Source organism: Peribacillus sp. NPDC096622 (genome assembly GCF_044762665.1).
Taxonomy (GTDB): Bacteria; Bacillota; Bacilli; order Bacillales; family DSM-1321; genus Peribacillus; species Peribacillus frigoritolerans_B.
The window spans coordinates 141,367-165,905 of the sequence record NZ_JBIWES010000003.1 but is presented as its reverse complement, the minus strand read 5'-3'; the positions used below and the strand labels follow the sequence as shown (position 1 = coordinate 165,905).

The 24,539-nt window shown below is 40.3% G+C and carries 26 protein-coding genes; 18 read left to right on the top strand and 8 right to left on the bottom strand.

The genetic code is table 11. The annotated features are described in order from the left end of the window. Nucleotides 1-3: 3 nt before the first annotated feature. Together ACIQYG_RS07240 and ACIQYG_RS07235 are read right to left on the bottom strand one after the other, a co-directional pair. Nucleotides 4-1,074: a YheC/YheD family endospore coat-associated protein gene (locus tag ACIQYG_RS07240; RefSeq protein WP_402836625.1), complete on the bottom strand. Its 1,071-nt coding sequence runs from the start codon at nt 1,072-1,074 to the stop codon at nt 4-6. 16 nt (nt 1,075-1,090) lie between these two features. Continuing rightward, on the bottom strand, nt 1,091-2,452 hold the full coding sequence (locus ACIQYG_RS07235) for a YheC/YheD family endospore coat-associated protein (protein ID WP_402836623.1): 1,362 nt from the start codon (nt 2,450-2,452) through the stop codon (nt 1,091-1,093). A 136-nt stretch (nt 2,453-2,588) separates the two neighbouring features. On the opposite strand from ACIQYG_RS07235, the gene ACIQYG_RS07230 reads away from it, so the two are divergent. The 4 genes from ACIQYG_RS07230 to ACIQYG_RS07215 all read left to right on the top strand — a co-directional run bounded on the left by ACIQYG_RS07230 (nt 2,589) and on the right by ACIQYG_RS07215 (nt 5,560). Next, nucleotides 2,589-3,728: a DUF445 domain-containing protein gene (locus ACIQYG_RS07230; protein WP_402836621.1), complete on the top strand. Its 1,140-nt coding sequence runs from the start codon at nt 2,589-2,591 to the stop codon at nt 3,726-3,728. 73 nt (nt 3,729-3,801) lie between these two features. After that, on the top strand, nt 3,802-4,158 hold the full coding sequence (locus tag ACIQYG_RS07225) for a YlbF/YmcA family competence regulator (RefSeq protein ID WP_076367313.1): 357 nt from the start codon (nt 3,802-3,804) through the stop codon (nt 4,156-4,158). A gap of 147 nt (nt 4,159-4,305) precedes the next feature. After that, nucleotides 4,306-5,172 (top strand): Cof-type HAD-IIB family hydrolase, encoded by an 867-nt coding sequence (locus tag ACIQYG_RS07220; RefSeq protein WP_402836618.1) that lies wholly within the window; start codon nt 4,306-4,308, stop codon nt 5,170-5,172. Nucleotides 5,173-5,287: 115 nt separating this feature from the next. Then, a complete protein-coding gene (locus ACIQYG_RS07215) occupies nt 5,288-5,560 on the top strand; it encodes a transcriptional regulator SplA domain-containing protein (RefSeq protein ID WP_230160273.1) in 273 nt (90 codons plus the stop codon). A gap of 237 nt (nt 5,561-5,797) precedes the next feature. Here ACIQYG_RS07215 and ACIQYG_RS07210 read toward each other — a convergent pair whose 3' ends face one another. Beyond that, nucleotides 5,798-6,247 (bottom strand): DinB family protein, encoded by a 450-nt coding sequence (locus tag ACIQYG_RS07210; RefSeq protein WP_402836615.1) that lies wholly within the window; start codon nt 6,245-6,247, stop codon nt 5,798-5,800. 273 nt (nt 6,248-6,520) lie between these two features. Here ACIQYG_RS07210 and ACIQYG_RS07205 point away from each other — a divergent pair, with 273 nt between their 5' ends. Next, on the top strand, nt 6,521-6,922 hold the full coding sequence (locus ACIQYG_RS07205) for a hypothetical protein (RefSeq protein WP_402836613.1): 402 nt from the start codon (nt 6,521-6,523) through the stop codon (nt 6,920-6,922). Nucleotides 6,923-7,165: 243 nt separating this feature from the next. Here ACIQYG_RS07205 and ACIQYG_RS07200 read toward each other — a convergent pair whose 3' ends face one another. Further along, a complete protein-coding gene (locus tag ACIQYG_RS07200; RefSeq protein WP_402836611.1) occupies nt 7,166-8,044 on the bottom strand; it encodes a dimethylarginine dimethylaminohydrolase family protein in 879 nt (292 codons plus the stop codon). Nucleotides 8,045-8,542: 498 nt separating this feature from the next. Between ACIQYG_RS07200 and ACIQYG_RS07195 the strand changes: the two genes are divergently transcribed. Together ACIQYG_RS07195 and ACIQYG_RS07190 are read left to right on the top strand one after the other, a co-directional pair. Beyond that, nucleotides 8,543-10,159, top strand: a complete 1,617-nt coding sequence (locus ACIQYG_RS07195) for a long-chain fatty acid--CoA ligase (RefSeq protein ID WP_402836610.1) — start codon at nt 8,543-8,545, stop codon at nt 10,157-10,159. Nucleotides 10,160-10,252: 93 nt separating this feature from the next. Further along, nucleotides 10,253-11,050, top strand: coding sequence for an enoyl-CoA hydratase (locus tag ACIQYG_RS07190; RefSeq protein ID WP_034314728.1), 798 nt, complete (start codon nt 10,253-10,255; stop codon nt 11,048-11,050). Between the two features lie 382 nt (nt 11,051-11,432). Here ACIQYG_RS07190 and ACIQYG_RS07185 read toward each other — a convergent pair whose 3' ends face one another. Further along, nucleotides 11,433-11,621: a YhzD family protein gene (locus ACIQYG_RS07185; protein ID WP_048677954.1), complete on the bottom strand. Its 189-nt coding sequence runs from the start codon at nt 11,619-11,621 to the stop codon at nt 11,433-11,435. 325 nt (nt 11,622-11,946) lie between these two features. Here ACIQYG_RS07185 and cysK point away from each other — a divergent pair, with 325 nt between their 5' ends. The 8 genes from cysK (at nt 11,947) to ACIQYG_RS07145 (ending at nt 20,962) form a co-directional block, all read left to right on the top strand. After that, nucleotides 11,947-12,870, top strand: a complete 924-nt coding sequence (gene cysK / locus ACIQYG_RS07180) for a cysteine synthase A (protein WP_402836607.1) — start codon at nt 11,947-11,949, stop codon at nt 12,868-12,870. Between the two features lie 178 nt (nt 12,871-13,048). After that, the gene (locus ACIQYG_RS07175; protein ID WP_402837161.1) at nt 13,049-14,251 is read left to right on the top strand and encodes a metallophosphoesterase family protein; all 1,203 of its coding nucleotides are present in this window, start codon (nt 13,049-13,051) and stop codon (nt 14,249-14,251) included. 21 nt (nt 14,252-14,272) lie between these two features. Then, a complete protein-coding gene (locus ACIQYG_RS07170; protein ID WP_402836606.1) occupies nt 14,273-17,293 on the top strand; it encodes an ATP-binding protein in 3,021 nt (1,006 codons plus the stop codon). Between the two features lie 41 nt (nt 17,294-17,334). Then, nucleotides 17,335-17,742, top strand: a complete 408-nt coding sequence (locus tag ACIQYG_RS07165) for a hypothetical protein (RefSeq protein WP_402836605.1) — start codon at nt 17,335-17,337, stop codon at nt 17,740-17,742. Nucleotides 17,743-18,047: 305 nt separating this feature from the next. Beyond that, the gene (locus ACIQYG_RS07160; RefSeq protein ID WP_402836604.1) at nt 18,048-18,872 is read left to right on the top strand and encodes an ABC transporter ATP-binding protein; all 825 of its coding nucleotides are present in this window, start codon (nt 18,048-18,050) and stop codon (nt 18,870-18,872) included. Continuing rightward, nucleotides 18,865-19,563: a (2Fe-2S)-binding protein gene (locus ACIQYG_RS07155; protein ID WP_402836602.1), complete on the top strand. Its 699-nt coding sequence runs from the start codon at nt 18,865-18,867 to the stop codon at nt 19,561-19,563. Before ACIQYG_RS07160 ends, ACIQYG_RS07155 begins: the two co-directional genes overlap by 8 nt. Before the next feature lie 178 nt (nt 19,564-19,741). Further along, complete coding sequence (yhaM, locus tag ACIQYG_RS07150; protein ID WP_402836600.1) at nt 19,742-20,680, top strand: 3'-5' exoribonuclease YhaM; 939 nt, start codon at nt 19,742-19,744, stop codon at nt 20,678-20,680. A 99-nt stretch (nt 20,681-20,779) separates the two neighbouring features. Next, nucleotides 20,780-20,962: a sporulation YhaL family protein gene (locus ACIQYG_RS07145; RefSeq protein WP_053344914.1), complete on the top strand. Its 183-nt coding sequence runs from the start codon at nt 20,780-20,782 to the stop codon at nt 20,960-20,962. 55 nt (nt 20,963-21,017) lie between these two features. On the opposite strand, the gene ACIQYG_RS07140 is transcribed toward ACIQYG_RS07145, so the two are convergent. Beyond that, nucleotides 21,018-21,884, bottom strand: a complete 867-nt coding sequence (locus tag ACIQYG_RS07140; RefSeq protein ID WP_402836598.1) for a peptidylprolyl isomerase — start codon at nt 21,882-21,884, stop codon at nt 21,018-21,020. Nucleotides 21,885-22,084: 200 nt separating this feature from the next. Between ACIQYG_RS07140 and ACIQYG_RS07135 the strand changes: the two genes are divergently transcribed. Next, nucleotides 22,085-22,168, top strand: coding sequence for a YjcZ family sporulation protein (locus ACIQYG_RS07135; protein ID WP_034314701.1), 84 nt, complete (start codon nt 22,085-22,087; stop codon nt 22,166-22,168). Nucleotides 22,169-22,353: 185 nt separating this feature from the next. Next, on the top strand, nt 22,354-22,437 hold the full coding sequence (locus ACIQYG_RS07130; protein ID WP_034314699.1) for a YjcZ family sporulation protein: 84 nt from the start codon (nt 22,354-22,356) through the stop codon (nt 22,435-22,437). Between the two features lie 402 nt (nt 22,438-22,839). Here the strand turns inward: ACIQYG_RS07130 and ACIQYG_RS07125 are convergent, their stop codons facing one another. Further along, nucleotides 22,840-23,226: a DUF3267 domain-containing protein gene (locus ACIQYG_RS07125; RefSeq protein WP_402837158.1), complete on the bottom strand. Its 387-nt coding sequence runs from the start codon at nt 23,224-23,226 to the stop codon at nt 22,840-22,842. A 395-nt stretch (nt 23,227-23,621) separates the two neighbouring features. Here ACIQYG_RS07125 and ACIQYG_RS07120 point away from each other — a divergent pair, with 395 nt between their 5' ends. Beyond that, nucleotides 23,622-23,948: a DUF1878 family protein gene (locus tag ACIQYG_RS07120; protein WP_402836596.1), complete on the top strand. Its 327-nt coding sequence runs from the start codon at nt 23,622-23,624 to the stop codon at nt 23,946-23,948. 2 nt (nt 23,949-23,950) lie between these two features. Here ACIQYG_RS07120 and ACIQYG_RS07115 read toward each other — a convergent pair whose 3' ends face one another. Then, the gene (locus ACIQYG_RS07115) at nt 23,951-24,529 is read right to left on the bottom strand and encodes an HTH-type transcriptional regulator Hpr (protein ID WP_076367282.1); all 579 of its coding nucleotides are present in this window, start codon (nt 24,527-24,529) and stop codon (nt 23,951-23,953) included. Nucleotides 24,530-24,539: the final 10 nt, after the last annotated feature.

Below are 24,539 nucleotides of genomic sequence, written 5' to 3'. Positions count from 1 at the left end.
TTCCTATTCACCTGCTTTCTGAAGCTGTTCGGCTAAATACTGGCTATACTCAAACGGTGCACGATGAATATCTTTCATGGTCTCCGGCTGTAGTGCCTGAATGATTTTCCTACCGGGCTTCGAGTTAATGTCCATTATCCATATTTGGCCTTTTTTATCGATGCCAAGATCAATTCCCAACTCGAATAATCTTTCAAAGACAGCTTCGGTTTCTACGGGCAGGGTGCGAAGGATATGCTGAATCTTTTGTTCGACAGCAATCGAAATCGTTTCCGGGTTTCTTTTGTTGAAGGTATCCAATGAAATGGCTTCCCCGCCTGTGGCAAGATTTGAAGTAATTCCATCTTTTTGTCCCATACGAATTCCGCGGCCCCGTTCCATCCATTGATTCTTCTCGTTTTTTTGAAGTAAAATCCGTAAATCGAATGGCTCATTATTTTGGCTGCAAAGTTCCAAATATGGCTGGCAAAGGTAACGGTATCGATTTAATAAATGCTGCAACCATTTGTTAAGCTGAGATTTGGAGGAGAATTGGCGGTCATATTTGGTGCCCTTTTTCGTCATGGAAACCAAAGTGCCGTCTTCGGTTTTTGAAAGGAGATAGATTCCTGTACCGCCTGCACCGAATTCAGGTTTGATGATGATTTTATCCAGGCGTTCCAAATGATCGGTAATATCTTCAGGTGTCGTCACTTGTACGGTCTCTGGAAAAAATGCCTGTAGGTGTGGATGGTTTTTTAGGATTTGGTACACTTCCCACTTACCAGGAAGGCCCAGCCCTAAGAAATTCGAGTTATCTTTTAACCAATCGATTTTGTGTCGCGTTTTCGTTGACTCACGGACTAAACCGTGAAAACAGCGATCATATACAAAATCAGGTAAATCAAAAGATGTGGCGACCCAAGTTTCGTTCTCGGCATCAAAATGCTCGCCCCTCACCTTTTTCAGATCCATATCAATATTATCCGGTGAAAATTTGCAAACTTTCATATTAAATGATTTAGCGGTTTTGGCTATTTCGGTGAAGTAGTTGTTTTCATGAGTATCCGACGCGGCCATTAATCCTATTAACACGTGCTAGCAACTCCTTTTATGGATGGTTTTCGCGGTTAAGGGCAAGCATGAAATCGATGATTGATTTTACTGATGGACGAAAGGTTTCATAGTTGCCTTGGAATTTTTTTGAAGGTTTTGAATTCACTTCGATGATCCATGGATGGGTATCGGTATCCAGTGCTAAATCAATCCCTAGCTCACCGAATGAATCGTCAAGGTTTTCGACTAAGGCCTGTGCAGTGTTTTTAGCCAGCCGTACAAGCTTTTGATATATGCGGCTGGCGTCCTGAAGTTCAAATGCTTCTTTTAGAAAATCCGGCCCATTTTTCATCAATCCGCCTTGTGCAAGATTGGAAACAATGGTACCAGGGTCCCCAATCCGGGCAACCATTGATGAAACTTTCCATTCAAGCTGATCGTTCCGGTGAAGTAGTATGCGGAAATCAACTTTTCTCTGATCTATTTCGAATAGGGAAATCCCTTTTTGAAGAATGAAGGATCGTTTTCTGGAAAATCTTTTTAAGGTTTCAAACAACTTTTCATCCGTATCAGCAAAATGTACATTCTGGAGATGTCCGGATTGCTCGATTTTCCATTTTTCAGCTACTTGCGTTAATCTGCAAATATTCCTGCCTTGGCTGCCTGATGCGGGTTTAAAGTAGATTACCGAATGCTTTTCTATAAAACTCAAGAAAGATTCCTTTTCGTTAAACAGTATCGTCTCTGGCAAATTTGGCAACAGCTCATCTTCTAGGATTAGCAGTTCATGTACATCATGTTTGGAGAGGAACCTTCCGTTGAACATCGGAATCGATCGTTCCTCCAGTTCAGTTTTAAACAGCTTGAAAGAATGTGATTGCTCAAGTTTCCGCGAATGTATCCGGTTATAAAATACATCAGGAATGGGGAGGCGAAAGGCTTTCCAGCCATCTTGCCCTGGCAGGTAGCCTTCCACAACACCATCTTGAAGAGACTGCAGTTTTACTAAATAGAAGGGGATGCCCTGCTGATTACAATATGATTTCATTTCCTGATAAAATTTCTCCATCTCGCCGAATGTCCCGTCCTGCAAGGGAGTCTGGTTCATGAGTGAAGCGAAGAATGGGCCTATTTTAATCGACCTTCCTTCCGCATGGTATGAGACGGAGATTGGATCGGAAAAATCGGGTAAGGATAAAATTCGGTTCATATCATATGAAAGTTTCAATGTAGGCTGGGATGACGGAAATGGCTGGACAAGTACCGGGACCGAACGGCATCCAGCGATTATCGTTACGGGTTCTCCAAATTGAAGGCCCCATTCCTCAAATAGTTTTTCTTCGATAAACAATAGCGCCTTCTTTCTAGTCTCTGCGGGATTTACCGTAATGTAAACTTTCTGATGGTTAAGGTTCATAATAATTCCCCGTTTGCACTAAGTTTGATATCCTTTAATAATTAAATGATGGGCAAAAGTGGATAACACATTCTATGATTTTTTAATTAGAAGGTGTCATCAAGCCTTTATTTCAGGCAATAAAAGGAGAAATTTCATGGGTGAGTTTTGGGTAAAGATACTGTTTATGGTTGTCGTTGGTGCTGTAATAGGTGGCTTCACTAATTTATTGGCTATCAGAATGCTATTCAGACCGTATAAGCCAATCTATATTTTCGGGAAACAGCTGCCGTTGACACCAGGGTTGATTCCGAAGCGGCAGGATGAGTTAGCCAAACAATTAGGCAAATTGGTGGTCGATCATTTAATAACGCCAGAAAGCATTCAAAGTAAAGTCATCAATGATGCCTCTATACAGAATATGAAAATTTTCGTCCAGGCAGAAGTAAAGAAAGCATTGTCCACGGAAAAAAGTACCGCTCAATTGCTAGATCAATTGGGAATGAAGAATTCTTCATTTACGTTAGAACAGCGATTACAAACATTCATTCTTGGTAAATATGAAACATGGTCGGAAGAGAACAGGACCAAGAGCTTGAAAGATATCGTCCCTCTGCACCTTCAGCAAAAAGCCCTCGACTCGATTCCTGATTTGTCACGCTTCATCGTGAAAAAGGGAAAGGAATATTTTGACAGTACAGAAGGCAAAAGCCGTCTTGAAGACATGTTGGATGATTTTTTCAAGGAACGTGGCAAGCTGATCAATTTAATTCAGATGTTCATTGGAAACGAAAAGTTAATTGATAAGATTCAGCCGGAAATCATTAAATTCTTTGAACAATCGAGAACGAATGATATATTGTCAGTGATGATGGTGAAAGAGTGGAGAAATCTGGAGAAATGGGATGTAGAGAAAATTGAGGGACTGATAGGAAGAGGAACGATAAAACAATTGATTACCGAAAAAACGGCTGAAATGCTGCCTGTCGCTTCGATCCTGAATAAGCCGGTTCGAGAATTGACTGCCAATTTCTCGGACATCATCGTGGAAAAGGGCGTCCCGATCTTTGTGGGTAAAGGTGCCGAGTACTTAATCAATCATTTTCAGCCGCTATTCCAAAAACTGCGTTTGGACGATATCGTGGAAGAACAGGTCTCGTCATTTTCAGTGTCCCGACTTGAGGAAATGGTCGTTTCCATCACTAAGAAGGAATTGTCGATGATCACATACCTTGGGGCCTTGCTTGGTGGAATCATCGGTTTATTTCAAGGTTTAGTAACTGTTTTAATAGGATGACGTGTAATTCTCAATCGGATTTGTTATAGTGGAAAAGGTGTAGGAATACAATGATTACCGGGAGGGGAAATAAATGAGTAACGTATATGATGCAGCGTATGAAATGGAAAAGGCGATTAGGGCAAGTAATGAATATGCCGATTTGCAACGCTTATATGATCTTGTGAATTCTGATGAAGCAACAAAAGGAATGTTTGAAAACTTCCGTAATCTTCAAATGTCATTGCAGCAAAAGCAAATGATGGGACAGGAGATTGCACCGGAAGAGGTTGAGCAAGCACAAAAGACGGTACAGCTTGTCCAACAAAACCCAACCATTTCACAATTGATGGAAGCTGAACAACGGATGAGCATGGTCATCGCAGACCTCAATAAAATTATCATGAAGCCGCTTGAAGATTTATATGGCTTGCCTGATCAACAGCAATAAGCAGTTGGAGACTCCCTTCTATAATGGTTGGGGGTTTTTTTGTTCCCTGAAAGCACAAGTGCAAGGATCGTGAACCACTATTTGTTCTATTCTCGAAATTTTAGTCATAAATTTTGAAAGAGGATACTACAGATGGGGGAGATCAGCATGGTATATCGACTACTTGCGGTCAATATCGACGGGACATTGCTCCAGTCGAATGGCCGTTTAAATAAATCGACTAAAGAAGCAATAGATTATGTTCACCAAAAAGGTGTCCATGTTGCACTTGTGACGTCAAGAAACTATCACTCAGCAAAAAAAGTGGCCAAAGCCCTAAAAATAAATCCGATGATCGTTGCTCAGCAAGGAGCCTTTGTCGGAGCTTCCATGGAAAAGCCGATAATGGTAAAAAGAATTTCAGAAGAACTGACTGCAGAGCTCGTGCAAATGCTTGAAAAGACCACGTGCCAAATATTGCTCATTCATGAAAAATACTCGTTAGGCAATCGGGTGAACCTTCCGGAGAATTTGCTTGGTAAATCGGTTATGTATTTGAATGACCAAAATATTTATGCTCAAAATTATGTGGATGATATCAGTGAAGAGCTTGTTGACCAGCCGATGGCCCCGACGAAGATGGACATAATATTTCCAGAAAAAAGTGATCGAAATGATATGTTGAAATTGATAAAGAAAATGTTCCCTGAAGTGGATGCACTCTTACACCCAGGACATAAACTGACAATTGTTCCGAAGGGTGTTTCTAAATGGAGCGGTGTATTGTATTTAGCGGACCATTTAGAGGTGAAAAGAACGGAAATCGTCTCGATTGGTGATGGATTGGATGATATGGAGATGATTGCTGGTTCTGGTCTGGGAGTTGCCATGGGCAATGCGGATGAGGAAGTAAGGAAAGTGGCAAAATGGGTAACGCGCTCCAATGATCAAGACGGTGTTGCCTATATGCTTAGGGAATTTTTCCGGAAACAGCATCCGATCGAATTTTTACAAAAGATGAATATGCTTAAATGAATGGCGTGGCTCCTTCATATAGAAGGGGCCCCATTCAGATAACGCCGCTTGCGAGGCATATTATCTTTCATAAATAATTATAAGTTTCTTTCCATAAACTAAAGGGACATCAGTAATGGAAAGGAAGAATTCAATGGGTGTAATCAATGCAAAAGAAGTGCAAGTCGGTGACGAGGTGTTTGTGATATATAATAATCCCCATGTTCCTACAGTTTCAAATATCAGGGCAGCGGAAATTGTCCCGCATCCCAAGGATCCCAATGCAGTTGCCTTGTTCCTGAACGATACATTTCATACGATTGAGGATGATGATGCTTTGTTCACTTCGGAAGCCGCAGCGGAAAAAGCATACAGTGATTATATGGATAACCAGGACCAGATGACTTGAATAGGCTTTTACTTAGCTTACTGAAAGAGAATGATCAGATGAAAGCCCTCGCTTATGGAGCGGGGGCTCCTTTTTATTATATTCACGAGTATTTCTGAAAATTCACGAGTAACGCTCGAACTCACAAGTAAAAGCACCCATACTCAAGACCTTACTTAAACAGCATATTCAACTGTAAATAAAAAAAACCGCCACTCCTATTTCAAGAAAAAATAGAGTGACAGTTATGGCTTAAAATCAGTTATTGGCTTGTATTAAGAGTTTCATTGCGTGAATTTGTCCAATATGATTGGCTTCGTGAAGCACTATAAAGTTAATGAATTCCCCCACTGTTTCCATTCCGTTGAAAGGCTGTGCTGTTTTTTCCGTCAATCGTTCTTCCGGAATTTCAAGAAGTCGATCAAGTTGCTCATGCAGCTGTTGCTTTAATACTTCAACGGTAGGTACGTCCCCTGTCCAGTCCGCTGGTTTTGAACCATAACCGAATAGTTGGCCGTAATTCGCTGGCAATTCACTGTTGGATTTCAATAAAAAATTTTCGGCTGCAGTAAGGACATGTCCAAGGTGCCAATGGATTGTATTATTAAAACCTTCAGGCTGCACATCCATGAACTCTGGTTTGATTCCCTCGATTTCTTTTAAAAGATTGCCGCGCATGACCGTTAGCTGATTTTTTACATAATTCATTTTACATTCCCCTTTCAATCTTATTTTTCTAAACACTATCTCTTGAAAATTATAGCAAGGATAATTCAATTTTATCAAATTTTAGATAAGCCTTTTAAACAAGAAAAGGCTTATGGGCATCCTTCTGTTCTGTTTGAATTGAATGCAGCCATATGCCAAAAGGATACAAGGTTCTGATATGAATCGATAAACATTCCTATTACTCTTTTGATTGGACTAGTAAAATGAAATATTGGATAATTAATCCATTCAGGTATGGGGGATGAGATAGTAATGAAGAGAAAACATCTGCTAGTTGCACTTAGCCTATTATCAATAACGTTAGCTTCAGGTTGTTCAACAAAGCAAGAACATATTTCCGTTCAAAAATATGAAGGTAAACATTACAAATTCGAATTATATAAAGAAAAGATAGAAATGGGGAAAACAGAAAAAACAAAAGAAATAGTAAAGAATGCAGATTGGGAAGAATTCGCATTGGAGAAGGATCTTCCTAAGGCGGACTTCATCTTTTATTTTAATGATGATGAAAAAATCGAAGGTAAAATACCGGTATATTATGTTTGGGTTAACCCTGATGAAAATATCGTAGAATTGACGAAGGATAAACATAGCCAGTATGTACAGTTAAATAGAAAGGAATCAAATATCATATTAAGACTGCTGCATAATTAAAAGGAGGAGATCATGCTTTCAAAAAACTCCAGACAAGCATTAACATAAAAACTCATTTACCGGATTATCAACAAGGTTATTGACCGCAGCCAGCTTTTTATCGGGTAATCATTTGTAGGATATTATGAGGGGAATTACTTTATCTAATGGAAAAATGGCGGAAGTCGAATGTTTAAGCTGTGCTTTAATAAAAAAGGAGAAAGAACCCAGATTTCCATACAAGTCCGGATTCTTTCATTCTGCTCAGGCTGAATCAGTCTTCTTATTCGTTGTCCTTAATAGTGGCATTGTGCAACATCGGAAAGAGCCACCGGACTTGATGATTTCGCTAATATCGACTTCAATGACTTCGTAACCGCGTTCACGAAGTTGACTATTTACCTGTTTATTACATGGTAGACTAAATAATTTTTTATTCCCAATCGACAGCACGTTTGTTCCTAAGGTGAATTGTTCTTCTTTGGATACTTCAATCATGTCATAACGTGAAGCTAATAAATCCATTTCTTTTTTTGTAAAGGACTCTGGAAAAATAAGCGCCTCTGTAGGTGATATGATATTGAAAACACAATCTAAATGAAGGAATGTTTCAATGAAAGGAACCGCGATGACATCGTATTCCGGTAATAAGGTTTGAAGATGCTTGACGGATGTTTCATCTGTTCTTTCACTGATTCCAATATAGATGGTCTTTCCGTCTATAAGGACATCCCCGCCCTCAATATGATTTTTGAGGAGGTTGAAATAAGAGATTCCATTCGTTTCAAGCCAGGATTTCAATATTTGTTCTTCACCCTGTCTGATTCCTGTTGCCAACTCAGCTACATAAACGGTATTGCCAAGAGTGAAACCGATATCTCTCGTAAAGACTTGTTCTGGATATGTAAATTGTGGGGGAAGTTTTATGACTTCAATCCCTTCATGTTCAAGGGCCTTTATAAATTGAGCGTGCTGCTTCAAGGCAAGTGCCTGATCGATATTTTCATCTTTAAACTCTTTTTGAGTTTCGTTAATGATCTCCCGGATTTCCATATAACGTGGTTCACAGACGATCACCCGTGATAGCTTTGAATATTCACTCGCGCAATAAGCTTCTAGTTCTTCGTTTATTTTGTTTATCATAAATGAGCTCCCTCTAAATATAATTGTATCTTTACTATTTCCTCTTTTTTCTATAAAGAAACATAAAAAATATGTCATGGAACTGCACCACTAAATTTAGATGGTTTAAAAAACTTTTCAGTTTCCGCTCTTAATATCTGATTCCGTTATATACCGGTTAGCCATTTGCCTAAAGTTATTTCTAAAAAATGTTCCCGCTTGATTTCAGAAATCCGCTCCCTTTCCGCCGACTGCCTGCCAAGCCTCCTCGACGTAAGCGTCTGTGGGGTCTCGGCCAGCCAGTTATTCGGCAGGAGTGTCGCAAATTTCTTCAATCCAATTAGGCGTGCAGTAAAAAACTATTAGGGATAAGACCGTCCCGAACCTCCAATTGTAGACGAATTCATCAAAATAAAGCCAGGTTCAAAATAATCATAAAAGGCACCTAGGGAAAAAGGATTATTTTTTTTCTGGTCGAATATATAATGTGCATGCTTTTAATATAAGGGGGAGATTGTAATGATGGATACTCCATTGATCATGACTCAAATCATTGAGAGAGCTGAAAAATATTTTCCGAAGAAAGAGGTAGTTTCGCGTACGGATGGTGGCATTCATACATTTACATATGCTGAGATTGCTGAGCGTACAAGAAGGCTGACCAGTAATCTTGAAAAGTTCGGTATTCAAACAGGTGACCGTATTGGAACACTTGCCTGGAACCATCATCGGCATTTAGAAGCTTATTTTGCGATTCCTTGTCATGGTGCTGTCCTACATACAATCAATATGCGTCTGTCTCCTCAACATGTTTCTTATATCGTCAATAGTGCGGAGGATCGATTATTATTGATAGATCCGGATGTCATCCCCCTTTTGGAAGCAATTAAAGATGAGTTAACGACAGTGGAAGGGTATATCATAATGACGGATAAAGATGAGCTGCCTGAAACGACCCTTTCACCTATTTATCATTATGAAAAATTATTAGCTGAAGGGAATCCGCAACAGCCATTCATCCAAACCTTGGATGAAAATGCACCTGCCGGCATATGTTATACTTCCGCCACTACCGGGAACCCCAAAGGTGTGGTTTATTCTCATCGCGGAATTTTACTGCATGCGATTGCACTGGGACTTGCCGATTCTACAGCAATAAGCGAACGTGATGTGGCTCTTCCTGTCGTGCCGATGTTTCACGTAAATGCCTGGGGCATGCCTTTTGCCAGTGTTTGGTTTGGAACGAAGATGGTTTTGCCAGGACCCTATTTCACCCCAAAGGTTTTGGCTGAGCTTATAGAGACGGAGAAGGTTACAATCGCAGCAGGGGTTCCGACAATATGGCTGGGCTTATTGAAGGAGCTGGAAGAAGGCAGCCATGATACGAGCAGCATTCGCGCTGTCTTATGCGGAGGGTCGGCTGCACCGAAAAGCATGATTAAAACCTTTGAACAAAAGTATGGAATACCATTCCTGCATGCATATGGAATGACTGAAACAAGCCCGCTCGTATTTGTATCAAAACCAAAAAGTTATCAGGAAGACCTCCCTGAAGCTGAACTTTATGAGTTGAAGGCCAAGCAGGGCCTTGTTTCGCCAATGATAGAAATTAAAGTGATCGGTAAGGATGGCGAAGTGAAACCTGATGGTAAAGAAATGGGAGAATTGCTGATTAGGGGCCCTTGGATTGCCAATGAATATTTTAATGATGAGCGGTCAGAGGATACGTTTAAAGATGGCTGGCTTTATACGGGGGATGTTGTCACGATTGATGAAGAGGGATTCGTGAAAATCGTCGACCGGACTAAAGACTTGATTAAAAGCGGCGGTGAATGGATTTCTTCCGTGGATATAGAGAATGCCTTAATGGCCCATGAAGGAATCTTTGAGGCGGCGGTAATTGCAGTGCCTCACGAAAAGTGGCAGGAACGGCCGATCGCCTGTGTTGTTTTGAAGGAGGCATACAAGGGGCAAGTGTCCCAGGAAGACATCATCGAATTTTTAAAGCCGCAGTTTGCAAAATGGTGGCTGCCGGATGAAGTCGTCTTTTTGGATGAAATCCCGAAAACCGGTGTTGGGAAGTTCTTGAAAAGGGCATTGCGTGATCAGCTTCAGGATAAATATATCAATAAATAATGATATATTTGTTTAATTATAACTTTTCGACCTATTCTGAAAGTAGGCGGGAAATATATAATAGAGTCATAGAACGAAAGAGGAGGAAATAAATTGAGTATTGAATCGACATCACCTGCAGGCACTGTATTAGTCACATATTCGGACAGGACGGCCACTGTTGCAATGAACCGTCCAGAGGCAATGAATTCTCTAAATCCCAAAATGCTGCATGATTTCATTAATGCCCTGAAGGAAGTAAGCGAGAATGATGAAGTGGACGTCGTCATTTTAAAAGGGAATGGGAAAGCGTTTTCCGCTGGTGGTGACATTAAGATGATGCTCTCGCCTGGAAAAGAAAACGCTTTCGATGAACTGATGGATGGAATCAGTGAATTGGTGACCACTCTTTACTTCATGCCTAAATTGACCATAAGTGCCATTCATGGTGCAGCTGCAGGGCTAGGCTTGAGTATAGCTCTTGCAACCGATCATCTTATTGCCGACTCGGAAAGTAAGGTTGCAATGAATTTCATCGGGATTGGATTAATCCCTGATGGAGGCGGACACTTCTTCCTTGAACGTCGTCTTGGTGAAGTGGGTGCGAAAGAATTGATCTGGGAAGGTAAAGTGCTTACAGCGCTTGAAGCAAAAGAAAAGGGCCTCATTCATGAAGTGGCAGACGGAACCTTGGAACATGCGGTGGAGAAAAAAGTGCAATCATGGCTGCAAAGCCCGGTTCAGGCAATGATTAAAACGAAAAAGATCCTTAGTGAAAAAAATCGCCCACTTTTAATTAAGATGCTTGAGATTGAAAAAGCTGCTCAGATGAAAATGCGCCAAACAGCGGACCACCAAGAGGGAATAAAAGCTTTCGTGGAAAAAAGGAAGCCGAACTTCATCGGAAAATGAATGAAAAACGCCGTCACTTTCCAGTGACGACCTCTGTTTGTAGACAAAAAAGGGTTCGGAAAACATATCTTTCATCAAATGATGTTCCCAAACCAACACTTCAACTCAGGTATGGTTTCTATCTAAATGCTATAACCAAGTTTATTGGAGCGGGTATGCGCCCCCCCTCAGACGCAAGCCATGGAGGCTCCCAGACCGCCCGCGGAATTCGAGTGCCTGGATCAGAAATCAACGTCAAATTGTATAAAAAAAATCGTAGGCAAACTTGGGTGTCATTGAGTTTGTCTACAGTCTGTGGCCATCAAATTGTGACGGTCTTTTTTTACATAAGGAATGTATGGAAAACTTGATCATATTTTAGTGATTGCGCTTCCATTTTCAATCAGCGATGAAAAAGCAATAAAGCGCCTGAAGGCGATGTACAGCGATGTGTTTGATCTTGATAGTTTTTTTCCTTCAATAGATTTTGTCCCAATTCTTTTGCTTGTTCATCATTCTCGGCTGTAAATGATTCATCCAATAGTTTTTCCCCTGACGGTTCAAAAACGGTTAATTTGTATATTCTGCTCATTTTCAAAAACTCCCTTATTAAAAATGTAATTGTATTAGCGACTGTTATAAAAATCTTATCATTATCTGTCAATTTTGACTATTGTTATATGAGGGAATGCATTATGACAAGGGATATTGATAAATGGCTGAATATCTTGAAAAATGAAGGAAAATGACTATATCGAACTAATTTCATAGTTTTTTCCTTTAAGTATGGAAAGAATGAAAATAAAACCTATTTATACTAGAGGAATTCTCTCTTTAAAATGAAAAATCATAAATGATATAATAAACCTGAGTAAAAGTGCATGTAGGAAGTGTATGGATCGAAGGGGGTTTTTTGAATGACAGTAAAAATCGTTAATAATATCACTGAATTGATAGGAGATACACCTGTTGTAAGGATTAATCATTTAACAGCGGAGGGTGACGCTGAAGTATTTGTGAAACTTGAGTATTTCAATCCGAGCCGCAGCGTAAAAGATCGGGCTGCCTTCAACTTAATCAGGCAGGCAGAATTGGATGGTATCATTCAAGCCGGGGCTACGATCATTGAACCAACATCAGGGAATACGGGTATTGGGCTTGCCATGAATGCCGCGGCTAAGGGGTATCGGGCCATTATGGTCATGCCGGATAATATGTCGAAAGAAAGAATCAATATCTTAAAGGCATACGGAGCGGAAGTTGTCCTCACCCCTGCATCAGAGCGGATGCCGGGAGCCATCCGTAAAGCTGAGGAACTCGCCGCAGAGATTCCTAATAGCTTTATCCCGCAGCAATTCGAAAACCAAGCCAACCCTGATATTCACAGAGTGACGACAGCAGTCGAGATTCTAGTACAGATGGATGGAGATCTGGATGTGTTTGTCGCTACTGCTGGAACGGGAGGAACGATAACCGGTACTGGTGAAGCCTTAAAGGAACATCTTCCGGATTTAAGGGTTGTCGTTGTTGAGCCTAAGGGTTCCCCAGTTCTTTCCGGCGGAAAGCCTGGGCCCCATAAGTTAGTGGGCACGAGCCCTGGTTTTATCCCCAATATCTTAAATACTGAGGTATTTGATGAAATCGTTCAAGCGGCTGATGAAGATGCGATATCCACCATGAAGGATATGGCTTCGAAGGAAGGGATATTGATTGGACCTTCGGGAGGTGCCTCTGTCTGGACTGCCCTGCAGGAAGCCCGTCGTCTTGGAAGTGGAAAACGAGTATTATGCATTGCCCCGGATAATGGTGAACGCTATTTAAGTATGGATATTTTTAATTGATGAAAAAGACCGAATGCGTGAATGAAACAATGTTCGCCATTCGGTCTTTTTCCTGTTGAATTTGCCCATACTGCATGATGACGTATTAAAAATAATAATGTATGGGAAAGTATGTTCTGTTCATGTTAAAATTGAATGTGAAATGTTGAAAGAAATCGAGGTGACATTTTTGAGCGGTGTGAAGTTCATTCATGCGGCAGATCTCCATCTGGATAGTCCCTTTTCAGGGTTGAAGGATATGCCGTCATCTATATTAAAGGAATTAAGGGAAAGTCCGTTTAAAGCTTTTCAAACTATCATTAATGAAGCAATTTCCCATCAGGTTGACTTCATCGTGTTATCGGGGGATCTATTTGATGGGGAAAATCGGAGTCTCCGGACACAGGTCCGCTTTCGGACCGAAATGGAAAAACTCCAGCAGCATCAGATCCCTGCCTATATCATTCATGGTAACCATGATCATCTCAGCGGCTCATGGATTACTGTGGAGCTGCCGGACAATGTCCACGTATTTTCAGGGCAAACCGAAGTGAAACGGTTTGAAAAAATCGATGGGACGACTGTCCACCTTTATGGATTCAGTTATCCACGCCGTCAAGTAAGGGAGAGAATGATTGAAACCTACATAAAAGCTGAAGGGGCCGATTATCATATAGGTCTGCTTCATGGGAATTTGGAAGGCAATTCGGAACATAGCCCGTACGCCCCTTTTTCATTGAAGGAACTAGCTGCTAAAGATTTCGATTACTGGGCATTAGGCCATATTCATAAACATCAGGTTGTTTCGGAAGATCCGCTAGTGATATACCCAGGAAATATTCAAGGCAGGAACAGAAAGGAGTCTGGCGTTAAAGGGTGCTTGCTTGTAGAATTCGATGGGGACATGAAGCGTCATTCTTTTATTGAAACCTCTGAAGTGATATGGGAAAGCGAAACAATTGAACAATCCGCGGAAGGTGGATTTGATGCCCTGTTCAAGCAATGCAAGGAGGTAATTGAGCGGAAGGGTTTCGATGGGAGAAGCTTCCTTTTGGAATTGAAGCTGGATGCAGGTGATGAAGCAGGAGCTTCCGGGGAATATCTTGAAGAATTGACCCGGATTTTACAGGAAGAGGACCAAGGGGAATCATTTGTTTGGGTGTATAAAATCAAACTCATCCAGTCCATTCCCATGATTAGGTCAAATGAAAGAATATCGCCATTTCTGGCTGAGGTATCCAGGCTTGCTTCTGAATTTGATGATACGGAGGCTGCTCTGGCCCCGCTTTACATACATCCGGGTGCAAGGAGGTTTCTTGATTCAATAGAGCCGGAAGAGGAGAGGGAACTGTTGGATGAAGCGGAAAGATGGCTTTTGCAAGTTTTTGAGGCGAATAAATGAGTGTAGGGAGGAGGAACGGATTTGATTATTAAAGACCTCCATGTTTATGGTTACGGCAAATTGGAAAATCAGCGTATTCCCGAATTGGGACAGCTGCAGATTTTCTTTGGGGAAAATGAATCGGGCAAGTCAACCATCATGTCTTTCATTCATAGTATGCTGTTTGGTTTTCCGACAAAGGTTCAAAACGAACCGCGTTACGAGCCAAAAATGCATGCCAAATATGGGGGAAGGCTCAGTCTCATAACAAAAAAAGATGGAGAAATCGTTATTGAACGTGTGAAGGGAAAAGCTACTGGTGATGTGAAATTGACCTTCGAGGATGGAAGGGTCGGCGGCGAGGAAGAATTGAATGAGATTCTTCATGGCGTTGATAAAAACTATTACCAAGCCATTTTTTCTTTCGACCTTCAAGGTCTGCAGGGATTACATACACTAAGTGAAGGTACCATGAGTAAATATCTGCTTTCAGCTGGGCTGATCGGGAATGATAAACTCCTTGAAGCCGAAACGAAATTGCAAAAAGAGCTCGATTCAAGGTTCAAGCCATCAGGCCAAAAACCTTTACTGAATGTGAGATTGAAAGAACTTAAGGAATTGCAGAAAAAGGTGAAAGCATCAGAAGAAGAACAGAAGTCATATACGGAATTACTTCAGGAAGAAGCAAAACTTGAGGAGGAGCTCTCTAAAGTCACGGAAGATATTCAAGAGATTGAAGAAAAACTTGTTAACGTTAGTGCTTTTTTGCGCATTAAACCCTTGGTAGAAGAACAGGGGGAACTAGAGGCTGAAATAAGTAAAATTCCGGATGTAAGTTTTCCTGTTGATGGCTTAAAAAGATTTGAACAGCTACAGGCAGTTGGAATGCCCATGAAAGCCCAACTTGCGGCTTTGACTGAGAAAATGGACAAACTTGAGGGAAAACTCACGGAAATCGAAATCAATCCGTTCATCAAGGAGCATAAAGAGCAAATTGAACATGCAATCGATCAAGGAACATTGCTGGAGAAACTCGAGCTGGATATTAGAAAAGCGGAACACGAAAGGCTGTTGGAAGAAAAGAATATCGAAAAGGTGAAGCAGGAATTATTCTTGGATGTTTCTGATGAGGAAATAAGAAAGCTGGATATCAGTACTTTCATGAAGGAAAAGGTGAAAAGGGCCGAGAGGGAAAAGCATCAACTCCAAAATGATAAAAAACAGCTTGATGAGAAATATGAACTGCAAAAGGGTAGTCTGGAAACGACAGAAGCCCGCTTGAAGGAGATAAAGGCCCAGTTAATGCCAGATGAAAAAAGAATCGAGCTGGAGTCCTTATACAACAAGCAGAATAACATCGAATTTGAAGCAGCACAATCCCTTATTCTTGATGAACAAATACACGAACTTGAAAAGCAATTGGCTTTACAGAGGAAGAAGGAAGCGGATAATCGCAAACGTTCACATCTCATGAATGGCAGTTTAATAGTACTTCTTTGTTTAGGTGCGATCGGAAGTTATTTCAGTGAACAGATCTTGTTGGGGGTTATACTTCTAGCCGTAGCTGTTCTGTTTGCAGTTTCCAGGTATTTCTTCAAAGGTGATGATATATTGTCCGGGTATATCAGGCAATTGGATGAGATGAAAAGGAAAAGGGCTGCAATTGGGAGTGAAACCAATAGAGGGAGTGAAGGAGAGTCGATGGTGCGGTTGCTTGAACTGGACCAACGTCTCCAAAGGCGTTTTGAAAGTGAAAGTTTCAAATATGAAGAAAGGGAGGAAGCGTTTGAATCGACCATTCAAGAGTATGCCGATTGGGAAGCTAGCAGGGACCGGTTGGATAAAGAATTGAGGAGCATCTTAAGCGGTTGGGGTCTGTCTTATCCCGGAATGGAAATCAATCTTGAATCTGTTTTTGAACTTCTTGAGAAATGGAAGGAAGCCGTCGATAGGAAATATGAAACAATCAAGAGGCATAATTTTCTGCAGGCAGAATTTGAGGGTAAATCAAAGGCTTTATTTTATTTTGCTCACAGCCTTGATATTGAACCATCCACATGGCGGGAAGCGATTGGCCAATTGAAACGGGAATTGAATAAAGCGGTTGAATTCTCCGTTCAGTTAACGCAATGGGTGCAGGAACGAAGTCGTTTGACGAACGAAATCGAGCAGCTGACGATGGAAAATGGCTATCTTGATGCAGAAATGGAAATGCTTTTTAAGTTAGCGAAGGTCAATGACGAGGAAGAATTCAGGCATGATGCTGCATTGTCCGAAAAGAAAATCACTTTACAAAAACAGCTTGATTTGATTACCATTCAAATTGGGCAATCCAGAATGCTGCCTGATCAAATCCAATCTTACTTAAGACAGGGAATCAATACTTATACATTTGAAAATTTGGAACGGAAACGGAAGGATTCTGTAAAGGTGAAATCCCTTTTATTAGAGAAGAAGGCGGATGCGAAGCATAAGATAAAACAGCTTGAAGTTTCAGGGATTTATGATGATTTACTTCATCGTTTTTATGAAGAAAAAGCTGCTTTTAACGAAGAGGCTAAGGAATGGGCGAAATTGGCAATAGCCAAAAGCTTATTGAATAAAACATTGGACCGATATAAAAGGGAACGCCTACCGAAGGTGATCGCTGATGCCGAGCGGCATTTTTCCTTTTTAACGAATGGAAGCTATCGTAAAATCATCCTTGATCAGTCGGGAGAAGGAATTTTGGTACAGCGCAGTGATGGTTTGAGTTTCAGGGTTGAAGAGGTCAGCCGCGGGACAGCAGAGCAAATTTATGTTTCCTTAAGGCTCGCACTTGCTGATCATACTTTTGAAAATGATTCATTCCCTCTCATCATTGATGATAGTTTCGTCAATTTTGATGCGGAAAGGACAAAACGGATGCTTGAGTTATTGAAAAAAGTTTCGGAAAAGCGGCAAATCTTATTTTTCACATGCCACAGATATATAATGGAGTACTTTAGTGAAAATCAAGTGATTCGTCTAACCAGCCCCGTATTGCGCCAAAATATGAATGATTTGATCACCCCCGAAATATAATGGGTTTTAAACTATAGATAAAGAGAGTGAAGTCATTGAATATGAATGAGTTTGTAAGCCACCATGATTCTTCTTTGGAGTTGATCATCGAAAAGGAGTTTCCTGGTAAACGATGTGTTGGGGGGAAATATTCTGCCAAAGGTCATAGCATCACTTTATATGAGAGAGATATTGAAATTCAGTGTGAACGCTCCCTAGGCTCGCTAGCAAGTCTTGAGGAATATACATGGGTGATCCTCACACATGAGATGGGCCACGCATTGGACCCCGATCTTGCTGTGCTTAGTGAAGAGCTACACAGTACAGGAAAATCAGAAATCCTTTATCAAATAGAGGTCAATGCATGGAACATTGCAGAAGGATTCATTCCTTTTATCGATCAGGATTTATTTACCTACATTAGGGATGAATCCCTGGAACATTGTACAAATCGGCTGCTTGTCGGTTAAAAGGCTCTCCATATGGAGGGCTTTTTTTATTTTCCGCTAAATGGAGGTTTGGAAATTCCGATAGGGATTGCGCGAAAGGGGAGATTGGGCTTTCGTTCGGAAACTACAGGCAGTGATAAATGAAAGTATAATGTGCTGATTTTTACATTAATGTTTCCAAAGGAAGTTTCATATCTTTAAAGAGGCATTCACTTTAATTAAGAGGAATGGGACATGGATTTTTTGGTTTATATTCTTTTTTAAGATTGACAGTGAGAATCATTTTCATTAAACTGGTATTATTAGACTAAAAGGGGAGTATTTTAATGCGACCAGCTATTAACACTCAGTCTTTATCGCTCGGTTATGGTGATAAATTAATAATAAATGATATGAATATAGAAATACCCAAAGGGGAAATCACCGTGTTCATCGGTGCTAATGGATGTGGAAAATCAACACTTCTAAGGTCTGTTGCCCGATTGTTAAAACCTCAATCAGGCTCGGTCTTGCTCGAAGGCAAAGCAATCTCAACCATGTCATCGAAGGATGTAGCGAGAAAGATGGCGATTCTTCCGCAATCCCCGGTTGCTCCTGAAGGGCTTACAGTCTATCAACTTGTTAAACAAGGAAGATACCCTTATCAAAGTTGGTTGAAACAGTGGAGTTCCGTGGATGAAGAAAAAGTTCAAAAGGCGATTGAAGCAACGAATCTGACCGATTTAAAGGATCAGGCAGTCGATGAATTATCGGGAGGCCAGAAGCAACGGGCATGGATAGCAATGACGCTTGCTCAGGATACGGATGTCATTTTGTTGGATGAACCGACTACATATCTTGATATGACCCATCAGATCGAGATTTTGGACTTATTGTTCGACTTGAATGAGTTTGAGAACCGAACGATCGTGATGGTGCTTCATGATTTGAATTTAGCGTGCCGTTATGCGGATAATCTGGTGGCACTTAAAAATGGGGCGATACATGCTCAAGGCCGGCCAGAGGATATCATCACGCCTGAATTGGTACAGCATGTATTCAACATGGAATGTCAAATATCCTTTGATCCAATTTTCGGCAGTCCCATGTGCGTCCCGTTTGGTAAAGGGCGCTACGCCCAAAGTCAGATAAAAGCCCTGGCCAATGCATAACCTCACACCATCCATTGAAAAAGAGCTGCAGGGATATCGCATATCCTTTAGAGATGAAGCCAATGTTTCCAAGACCTTCAATCATGCTGATGAGCTTATTCAGTATGCACAAGCCTGCACTGGGGCGGAAACGCCAAGGATAGCCATTTCAATGTGGTTCAGACGCTATGCTTTTTTTGTCACGGCACAATTGTACATGTTAAGCAAACATCGGCTAATCTGGGGAGGCACACTTCAGGACATTGCCGTTTTGGATGATCCAGAAGATGAGCATTGGCTCCCGAATTTTCTGCTGAAAACTAACAGGTGGAGCAATGTCACGGAAAAGGAAAGCCCTTCTGCCCTCCATTCCATATTGAGCCGCTTTGGTGCTGATGCCATTCGCTTCTTTTCCGGAACTGCTAAAATATCGAAACTAGTACTCTGGGAAAATATTTGGAGCTATACGGTATGGATGTATAGTGAGTTATTGAAGCAAACTGATATAAAGACGCGAGTTGAAAAGGACATTGAAATGCTGCTTGAAGATGAAGTATGGCTGAATATTGAAACGCGTTCCCCCTTTAAACGATTCATTGGGGAAAAAAGTGTTCCGGCGTCCATGAATCCTTATAAACGGGTGACCTGCTGTTTATATTACCGAATTGAGGGCCAGGAAAAGTGCGCGTATTGTCCGAACAAAAACTGTTGAAATAGATTTGATTGGAGAGCCAGGCTTGGGTTCAAGCCTGGTTTTCTTGTGGAGTGATAAGAGACGGCCAGCTTTAAGCTTTTCCTGTCCATTGTCTATCACTTATTAACTAAAACTAAACGCACTAACGAGATTGGTATGTTATAATGTTGATATTTAATTGAACGGAGGCAGTCGCATGGGAAATGGGATCATACACTACGGAATTGGTGAAGTAGTAGATATATATATGTACATTAAAACGAGTACAAAAGCGGTGGCAAGTAATGGAAAGCCGTTTTTAACATTGATTTTGTGCGATAAAACCGGGGAGATAGAGGCAAAGCTATGGGATGTTTCCGAGGCTGATGAGAAAACATACAGTGCGGAAGCAACAGTGAGGGTTCAAGGGGAAGTCCAGAATTATCGAGGACGCAGCCAATTGAAAATCCGTAATATTAGAATTACTTCAGATACTGATGGGGTCACGAAAGCCGATTTAATTCAAACGGCGCCTTTAAGTCAGGAAGAAATGATGGAAACCATCACTCAATTCATTTTTGAAATGAGGAATCCGAATATCCAAAGGGTGACTAGGCATCTCATTAAAAAATATCAGAATGAATTCCTGACGTTTCCTGCTGCCACCAAGAACCATCATGAGTATATGTCGGGACTGGCCTATCACGTTGTATCGATGCTAGGGCTGGCTAAGGCCATTTCAACCCTATATCCTTCGCTCAATAAGGATCTTTTGTATGCAGGAGTCATTCTGCATGACCTTGGAAAGGTACATGAGCTATCTGGACCTGTTTCGACTGTTTATACTGTGGAAGGGAACTTGTTGGGCCATATCACCATCATGGTGAATGAAGTCGGTAAAGCTGCAGAGGAATTAGGCATTGAAGCGGAAGAAATCATGATTCTCAAGCACTTGATATTAAGCCACCATGGTAAAGCTGAGTGGGGCAGTCCCAAGCCGCCAATGGTTAGGGAAGCGGAAGTGCTGCATTATATTGATAATATGGATGCCAAGATAAATATGATGGACCGGGCCTTGGAAAAAGTGAAACCGGGTGAATTTACGGAAAGAGTCTTCGCGCTCGATAATCGTTCATTCTATAAACCAACATTTTAATGAAATATGCTTCTTTCTCGATGGAGAAAGAAGCATATTTTTTTTGTTCGTGCATATTCTCTAGTAAATGAATAGTAGATTTTTTGGGAGGGAATGGACATGCCAATTTGGATCTGGTTCGTGTTTATTGGGATAATTGTCAGTGCAGTCATGTCAATTTGGACAGCTAGGCAGGAACGCCTCATAGATGATGCTTGGATTGAAAAGGAAGGCCAGAAATACATTGAACGCATGGAAGAAGAGCGCGAGAGGCGTAAAAAGGATATAAATCAGGGAGCATAGCTCGAATGATGAAAAAAAAGCGACAGGTAAAGTCCTGTCGCTTTTTACTATTCAATTATTTTTCAGCATTGGCTGCGTCACCAGAAGTGATGGCATCTTTTAGATCTTTATCTTTAATCTTCACGTCCGCTTTTTTGACTTCTGAATTCAAAATGTCCTGAACTTTAGTTTGGTCAATTTGAGCGACTTTCAAATCATATTCAAGATCTTTTTTCATATCTTCGTATGATTCTTTTTCTTTTGTATCAAGAAGTTGGATGATGTGGTAGCCATAATCGGATTTAATCGGCTTGCTGATTTCATCTTTCTTCATTTTGTAAGCTTGCTCTTCAAATGCAGGCACCATTTCACCTTGTCCGAACCAGCCTAGCTCCCCGCCTTTTTCAGCTGTGCCTGTATCCGTTGAATATTCTTTGGCAAGTTTGGCGAAGTCTTCACCTTTGTCCAATTTAGCTTTTACTTCGTTGGCCGTTTTTTCGTCTTCCACGAGAATATGTCTCGCTTTGATTTGTGGTTTATAGTCTTCATAAGCTTTTTTCACATCAGCTTCTTTGACTTTTATATCGGCAACGGCTGCTTTTTCTTGAAGCATGCCGATTTTAAGTGCACGTTTAAGATCATCTTCGCTCTTATATCCGGAAGAGGCCAGGGCCGTTTCGAAATTTTCACCCATTTGCTTTTTAAGTTCGTCCGTTTTAGCTTTAACTTCTTTATCCGTTACTGTATATTTTTCAGAAAGAACTTTTTCATAAACAAGTTCTTGAAGAACGGTTTCACCATAACGGTCTTTCATTACATTGTAAAATTCTTCTTTAGTTATATCCCCCGCTTTAGTTTCCACGACTGCTTCCTTGTCGCTGTTGCATGCTGTAAGTCCGATCAGCCCTGCAGTAACAGCAATCGATAATGCCCACTTCTTCATAAAAACAACTCCTAGTTATAAGTTTCTGGTTTGCTATTTTTTCGTATTTCCACAAAATTAACTATAACATATTCTGGTTACTTTACAAAAAATAATATATTGGTGCGTGAATAAGAATTTTTTGAAAAATGGGTGTACGCCTACCCAGATATTAATCCATTACATATGATAAATCGAGGACAACAAAAGGGGGTAGCATAATGGGTAATGGATTTAACGGCGGCTTCGCTTTGTTAGTGGTGTTATTCATTTTATTAATAATTGTAGGAGCAGCCTATTGCTAATCGGCTGCAAAATTACTAATGGAAAGAGCCCACTCCTTTTGCCATGGAGTTGAATAGGATAGGGTAGCCGCTCAACAAAAAAGATTTAAGTGATTCTCAAGCTAAGAAAGGAATGGAATCCTTTTGGCGGATATAAGAGTGTGCATTAAATTACTATTACTTAAGAATGGAAAGGAGGAAGATCAATGTCTGGAGGAATAGGTGGAGGCTTTGCTCTAATTGTCGTTCTTTTCATCCTGTTAGTCATCATTGGAGCTTCTTGGTTATAAACTCATAAACAAAAGGCGAAGCTGCTGCTTCGCCCTTTTTCTTTATGTGGATAATGCTCCGGGTATCACCAATGTATGTAACAAATGATGGCCATCATTTGTTGCTCATCTCTACGTATACAAAATTTCAATATAGGAGGATAATAACATAATAGTAATTAATACATTAATGGTCCTGAATACTTTAGGCTGCCGGTCTTCAGCAATTTCCTTTTGAATGCATAAAGAGTTTGTCATTCTATTAATATTATAAAAGATCAAAATAGCAAAAATAATAAACCAGAACGAGATCAAAACCTAAAATCCCTCCTTGCAAAACATCATGTATAAATACGATACCAAATTATAATGAAAAAAGATACCTAAAAATCTTATCAGGCATCTTTATGAATGAATAAGAAATCACTTTTGAATAAGTATATCGTATCCTTCGAGATGTTCCTCGATAAAAGAATGCCTTGGGGAACCAACCAGGTTTTTTATATAAATAAAATCCGATACGCATAATCCGGTGTGCAGGGATAATAAAATAGTGAAATAATGGATGTAATGCGGAAAACTAAGGGCACAACCAATCAATATGACAGACATAATGAAGAAAGGGAACACAAGGGTCAAGAGATAAAGATGCTTTCGAATCGGATCATGCACATTGACTCTGCATGTAAGCACCAGGTTCCACTTCAAGGACCAAGAAGTTTTTACTTTTTTACATAATAATCGTAAAGGTAGATAGTGTAATAGTTTGTGAACAGGATATAATAAGAGCAATAGGCTAAAAAATACCATTGTTTGATCGCCATACAAAATAACATGGGTTGAAAAGACACTTAGTAATGTATAGATCAGAACAAAAGACACCAATATAGTAAAAACTGAAAAAAAGAGCAGACGGCAATTCCCATATTGTTTTGCCATGTCAATCGTTTTCCACGAATTCATTTCGAAATCAGCCCTCCAAAGCTGTTGAATATACTTACATACATTACGATGAATGGGTGGAAAAAGCAATGAAATTCTTGGATTAAATTTAAGATAAAATCACTTTAGTGTCTAAGTATGCTAAGGGCGTTTAAGGCCAGGTTTTAAACAAGGGAACAGGCGGATTACTGAGTGTGAAAAATCAAAAATTGGTTATAAGCCTTTTATGTTAAATTGAATGATCGATTGGGGATTAGTGATGTATGAAAAATATAAATGAAGAAATGGAAATGCTCCGTTTTCATCAGCGGCTTTTATTAAACCTTATACGCAATCCGGAGGCCAAATTGGACTATCTATTTGTGGAAAAAAATTTCACGAAGAAGGAAGCGGAAGAATTATTGGAAACATGTGATATCCTGAGCAAACGCTATGAAATAGAAAAAGCGGAAGGGTATATGAACTTTCGACCGCTTTTTAATCAATTTGAAAGAAAGGTTAATCCAAAAATAACTACAAAGGAATGTATTGATGCATGCATCTCACAGGGTTTATATGTATCATTCATGAAGGAAATGGATAGAGTATGAGATTAAACTGGCTCAGTTTCTTTCTCTATCTTTTTTTTTGTGATTTTACCCTCCACGTCAGTAAACTCCTGATCGATGTTATCGAAGGATCGTTCAAAGATTTGCATGAAGTCTTCACCGTATATATTTCGGATGATGGCCATCATTTCAATCATATCCGGAAACTTGCCATAAAGTTCACGCAATGGAAGTGCACCCGAGAAAGCGGAATTCTTACTTGGGTCGTAAGTTTCCATTAAATCAAGCAGAATTTTTTCACCTTCCTCTGTGATCTCTATATACGTATTCCTTTTGTCATTTTCTTTTTTTGAAAATGTTAAGTATCCGCGTTCCTCTAATTTTTTTGAAAAGTTAAATGCAGTAGAAACATGCATGACCCCAAATTTTGCAACATCTGAAATGGAAGAGCCATTAAGGTGGTAGGCTATCCAAAGAATATGGTGCTCATTGATGTTTAAATCATAGGGCTTGATCCATTGTTGCCAATCTTTTTCAATCGATTTCCATAATGCTTTGCTTAATTGGGCAATTCGTTGACTAAAAATCATTGCTTCTTTCATAGAATAATTTTTATTCTGCATATTATGGGCT

Bases quoted from the DNA above. Each gene is read 5' to 3' on its own strand.
- cysK (WP_402836607.1), top strand. From the start codon at position 11,947: ATGACAGTAAAAATCGTTAATAATATCACTGAATTGATAGGAGATACA.
- ACIQYG_RS07205 (WP_402836613.1), top strand. From the start codon at position 6,521: ATGAAGAGAAAACATCTGCTAGTTGCACTTAGCCTATTATCAATAACG.
- ACIQYG_RS07120 (WP_402836596.1), top strand. From the start codon at position 23,622: ATGAAAAATATAAATGAAGAAATGGAAATGCTCCGTTTTCATCAGCGG.
- ACIQYG_RS07155 (WP_402836602.1), top strand. From the start codon at position 18,865: ATGCATAACCTCACACCATCCATTGAAAAAGAGCTGCAGGGATATCGC.
- ACIQYG_RS07225 (WP_076367313.1), top strand. From the start codon at position 3,802: ATGAGTAACGTATATGATGCAGCGTATGAAATGGAAAAGGCGATTAGG.
- ACIQYG_RS07145 (WP_053344914.1), top strand. From the start codon at position 20,780: ATGCCAATTTGGATCTGGTTCGTGTTTATTGGGATAATTGTCAGTGCA.
- ACIQYG_RS07230 (WP_402836621.1), top strand. From the start codon at position 2,589: ATGGGTGAGTTTTGGGTAAAGATACTGTTTATGGTTGTCGTTGGTGCT.
- ACIQYG_RS07210 (WP_402836615.1), bottom strand. From the start codon at position 6,247: ATGAATTATGTAAAAAATCAGCTAACGGTCATGCGCGGCAATCTTTTA.
- ACIQYG_RS07200 (WP_402836611.1), bottom strand. From the start codon at position 8,044: ATGATAAACAAAATAAACGAAGAACTAGAAGCTTATTGCGCGAGTGAA.
- ACIQYG_RS07160 (WP_402836604.1), top strand. From the start codon at position 18,048: ATGCGACCAGCTATTAACACTCAGTCTTTATCGCTCGGTTATGGTGAT.
- ACIQYG_RS07135 (WP_034314701.1), top strand. From the start codon at position 22,085: ATGGGTAATGGATTTAACGGCGGCTTCGCTTTGTTAGTGGTGTTATTC.
- ACIQYG_RS07125 (WP_402837158.1), bottom strand. From the start codon at position 23,226: ATGGTATTTTTTAGCCTATTGCTCTTATTATATCCTGTTCACAAACTA.
- ACIQYG_RS07165 (WP_402836605.1), top strand. From the start codon at position 17,335: ATGAATGAGTTTGTAAGCCACCATGATTCTTCTTTGGAGTTGATCATC.
- ACIQYG_RS07195 (WP_402836610.1), top strand. From the start codon at position 8,543: ATGATGGATACTCCATTGATCATGACTCAAATCATTGAGAGAGCTGAA.
- ACIQYG_RS07215 (WP_230160273.1), top strand. From the start codon at position 5,288: ATGGAAAGGAAGAATTCAATGGGTGTAATCAATGCAAAAGAAGTGCAA.
- yhaM (WP_402836600.1), top strand. From the start codon at position 19,742: ATGGGAAATGGGATCATACACTACGGAATTGGTGAAGTAGTAGATATA.
- ACIQYG_RS07235 (WP_402836623.1), bottom strand. From the start codon at position 2,452: ATGAACCTTAACCATCAGAAAGTTTACATTACGGTAAATCCCGCAGAG.
- ACIQYG_RS07220 (WP_402836618.1), top strand. From the start codon at position 4,306: ATGGTATATCGACTACTTGCGGTCAATATCGACGGGACATTGCTCCAG.
- ACIQYG_RS07130 (WP_034314699.1), top strand. From the start codon at position 22,354: ATGTCTGGAGGAATAGGTGGAGGCTTTGCTCTAATTGTCGTTCTTTTC.
- ACIQYG_RS07115 (WP_076367282.1), bottom strand. From the start codon at position 24,529: ATGCAGAATAAAAATTATTCTATGAAAGAAGCAATGATTTTTAGTCAA.
- ACIQYG_RS07185 (WP_048677954.1), bottom strand. From the start codon at position 11,621: ATGAGCAGAATATACAAATTAACCGTTTTTGAACCGTCAGGGGAAAAA.
- ACIQYG_RS07140 (WP_402836598.1), bottom strand. From the start codon at position 21,884: ATGAAGAAGTGGGCATTATCGATTGCTGTTACTGCAGGGCTGATCGGA.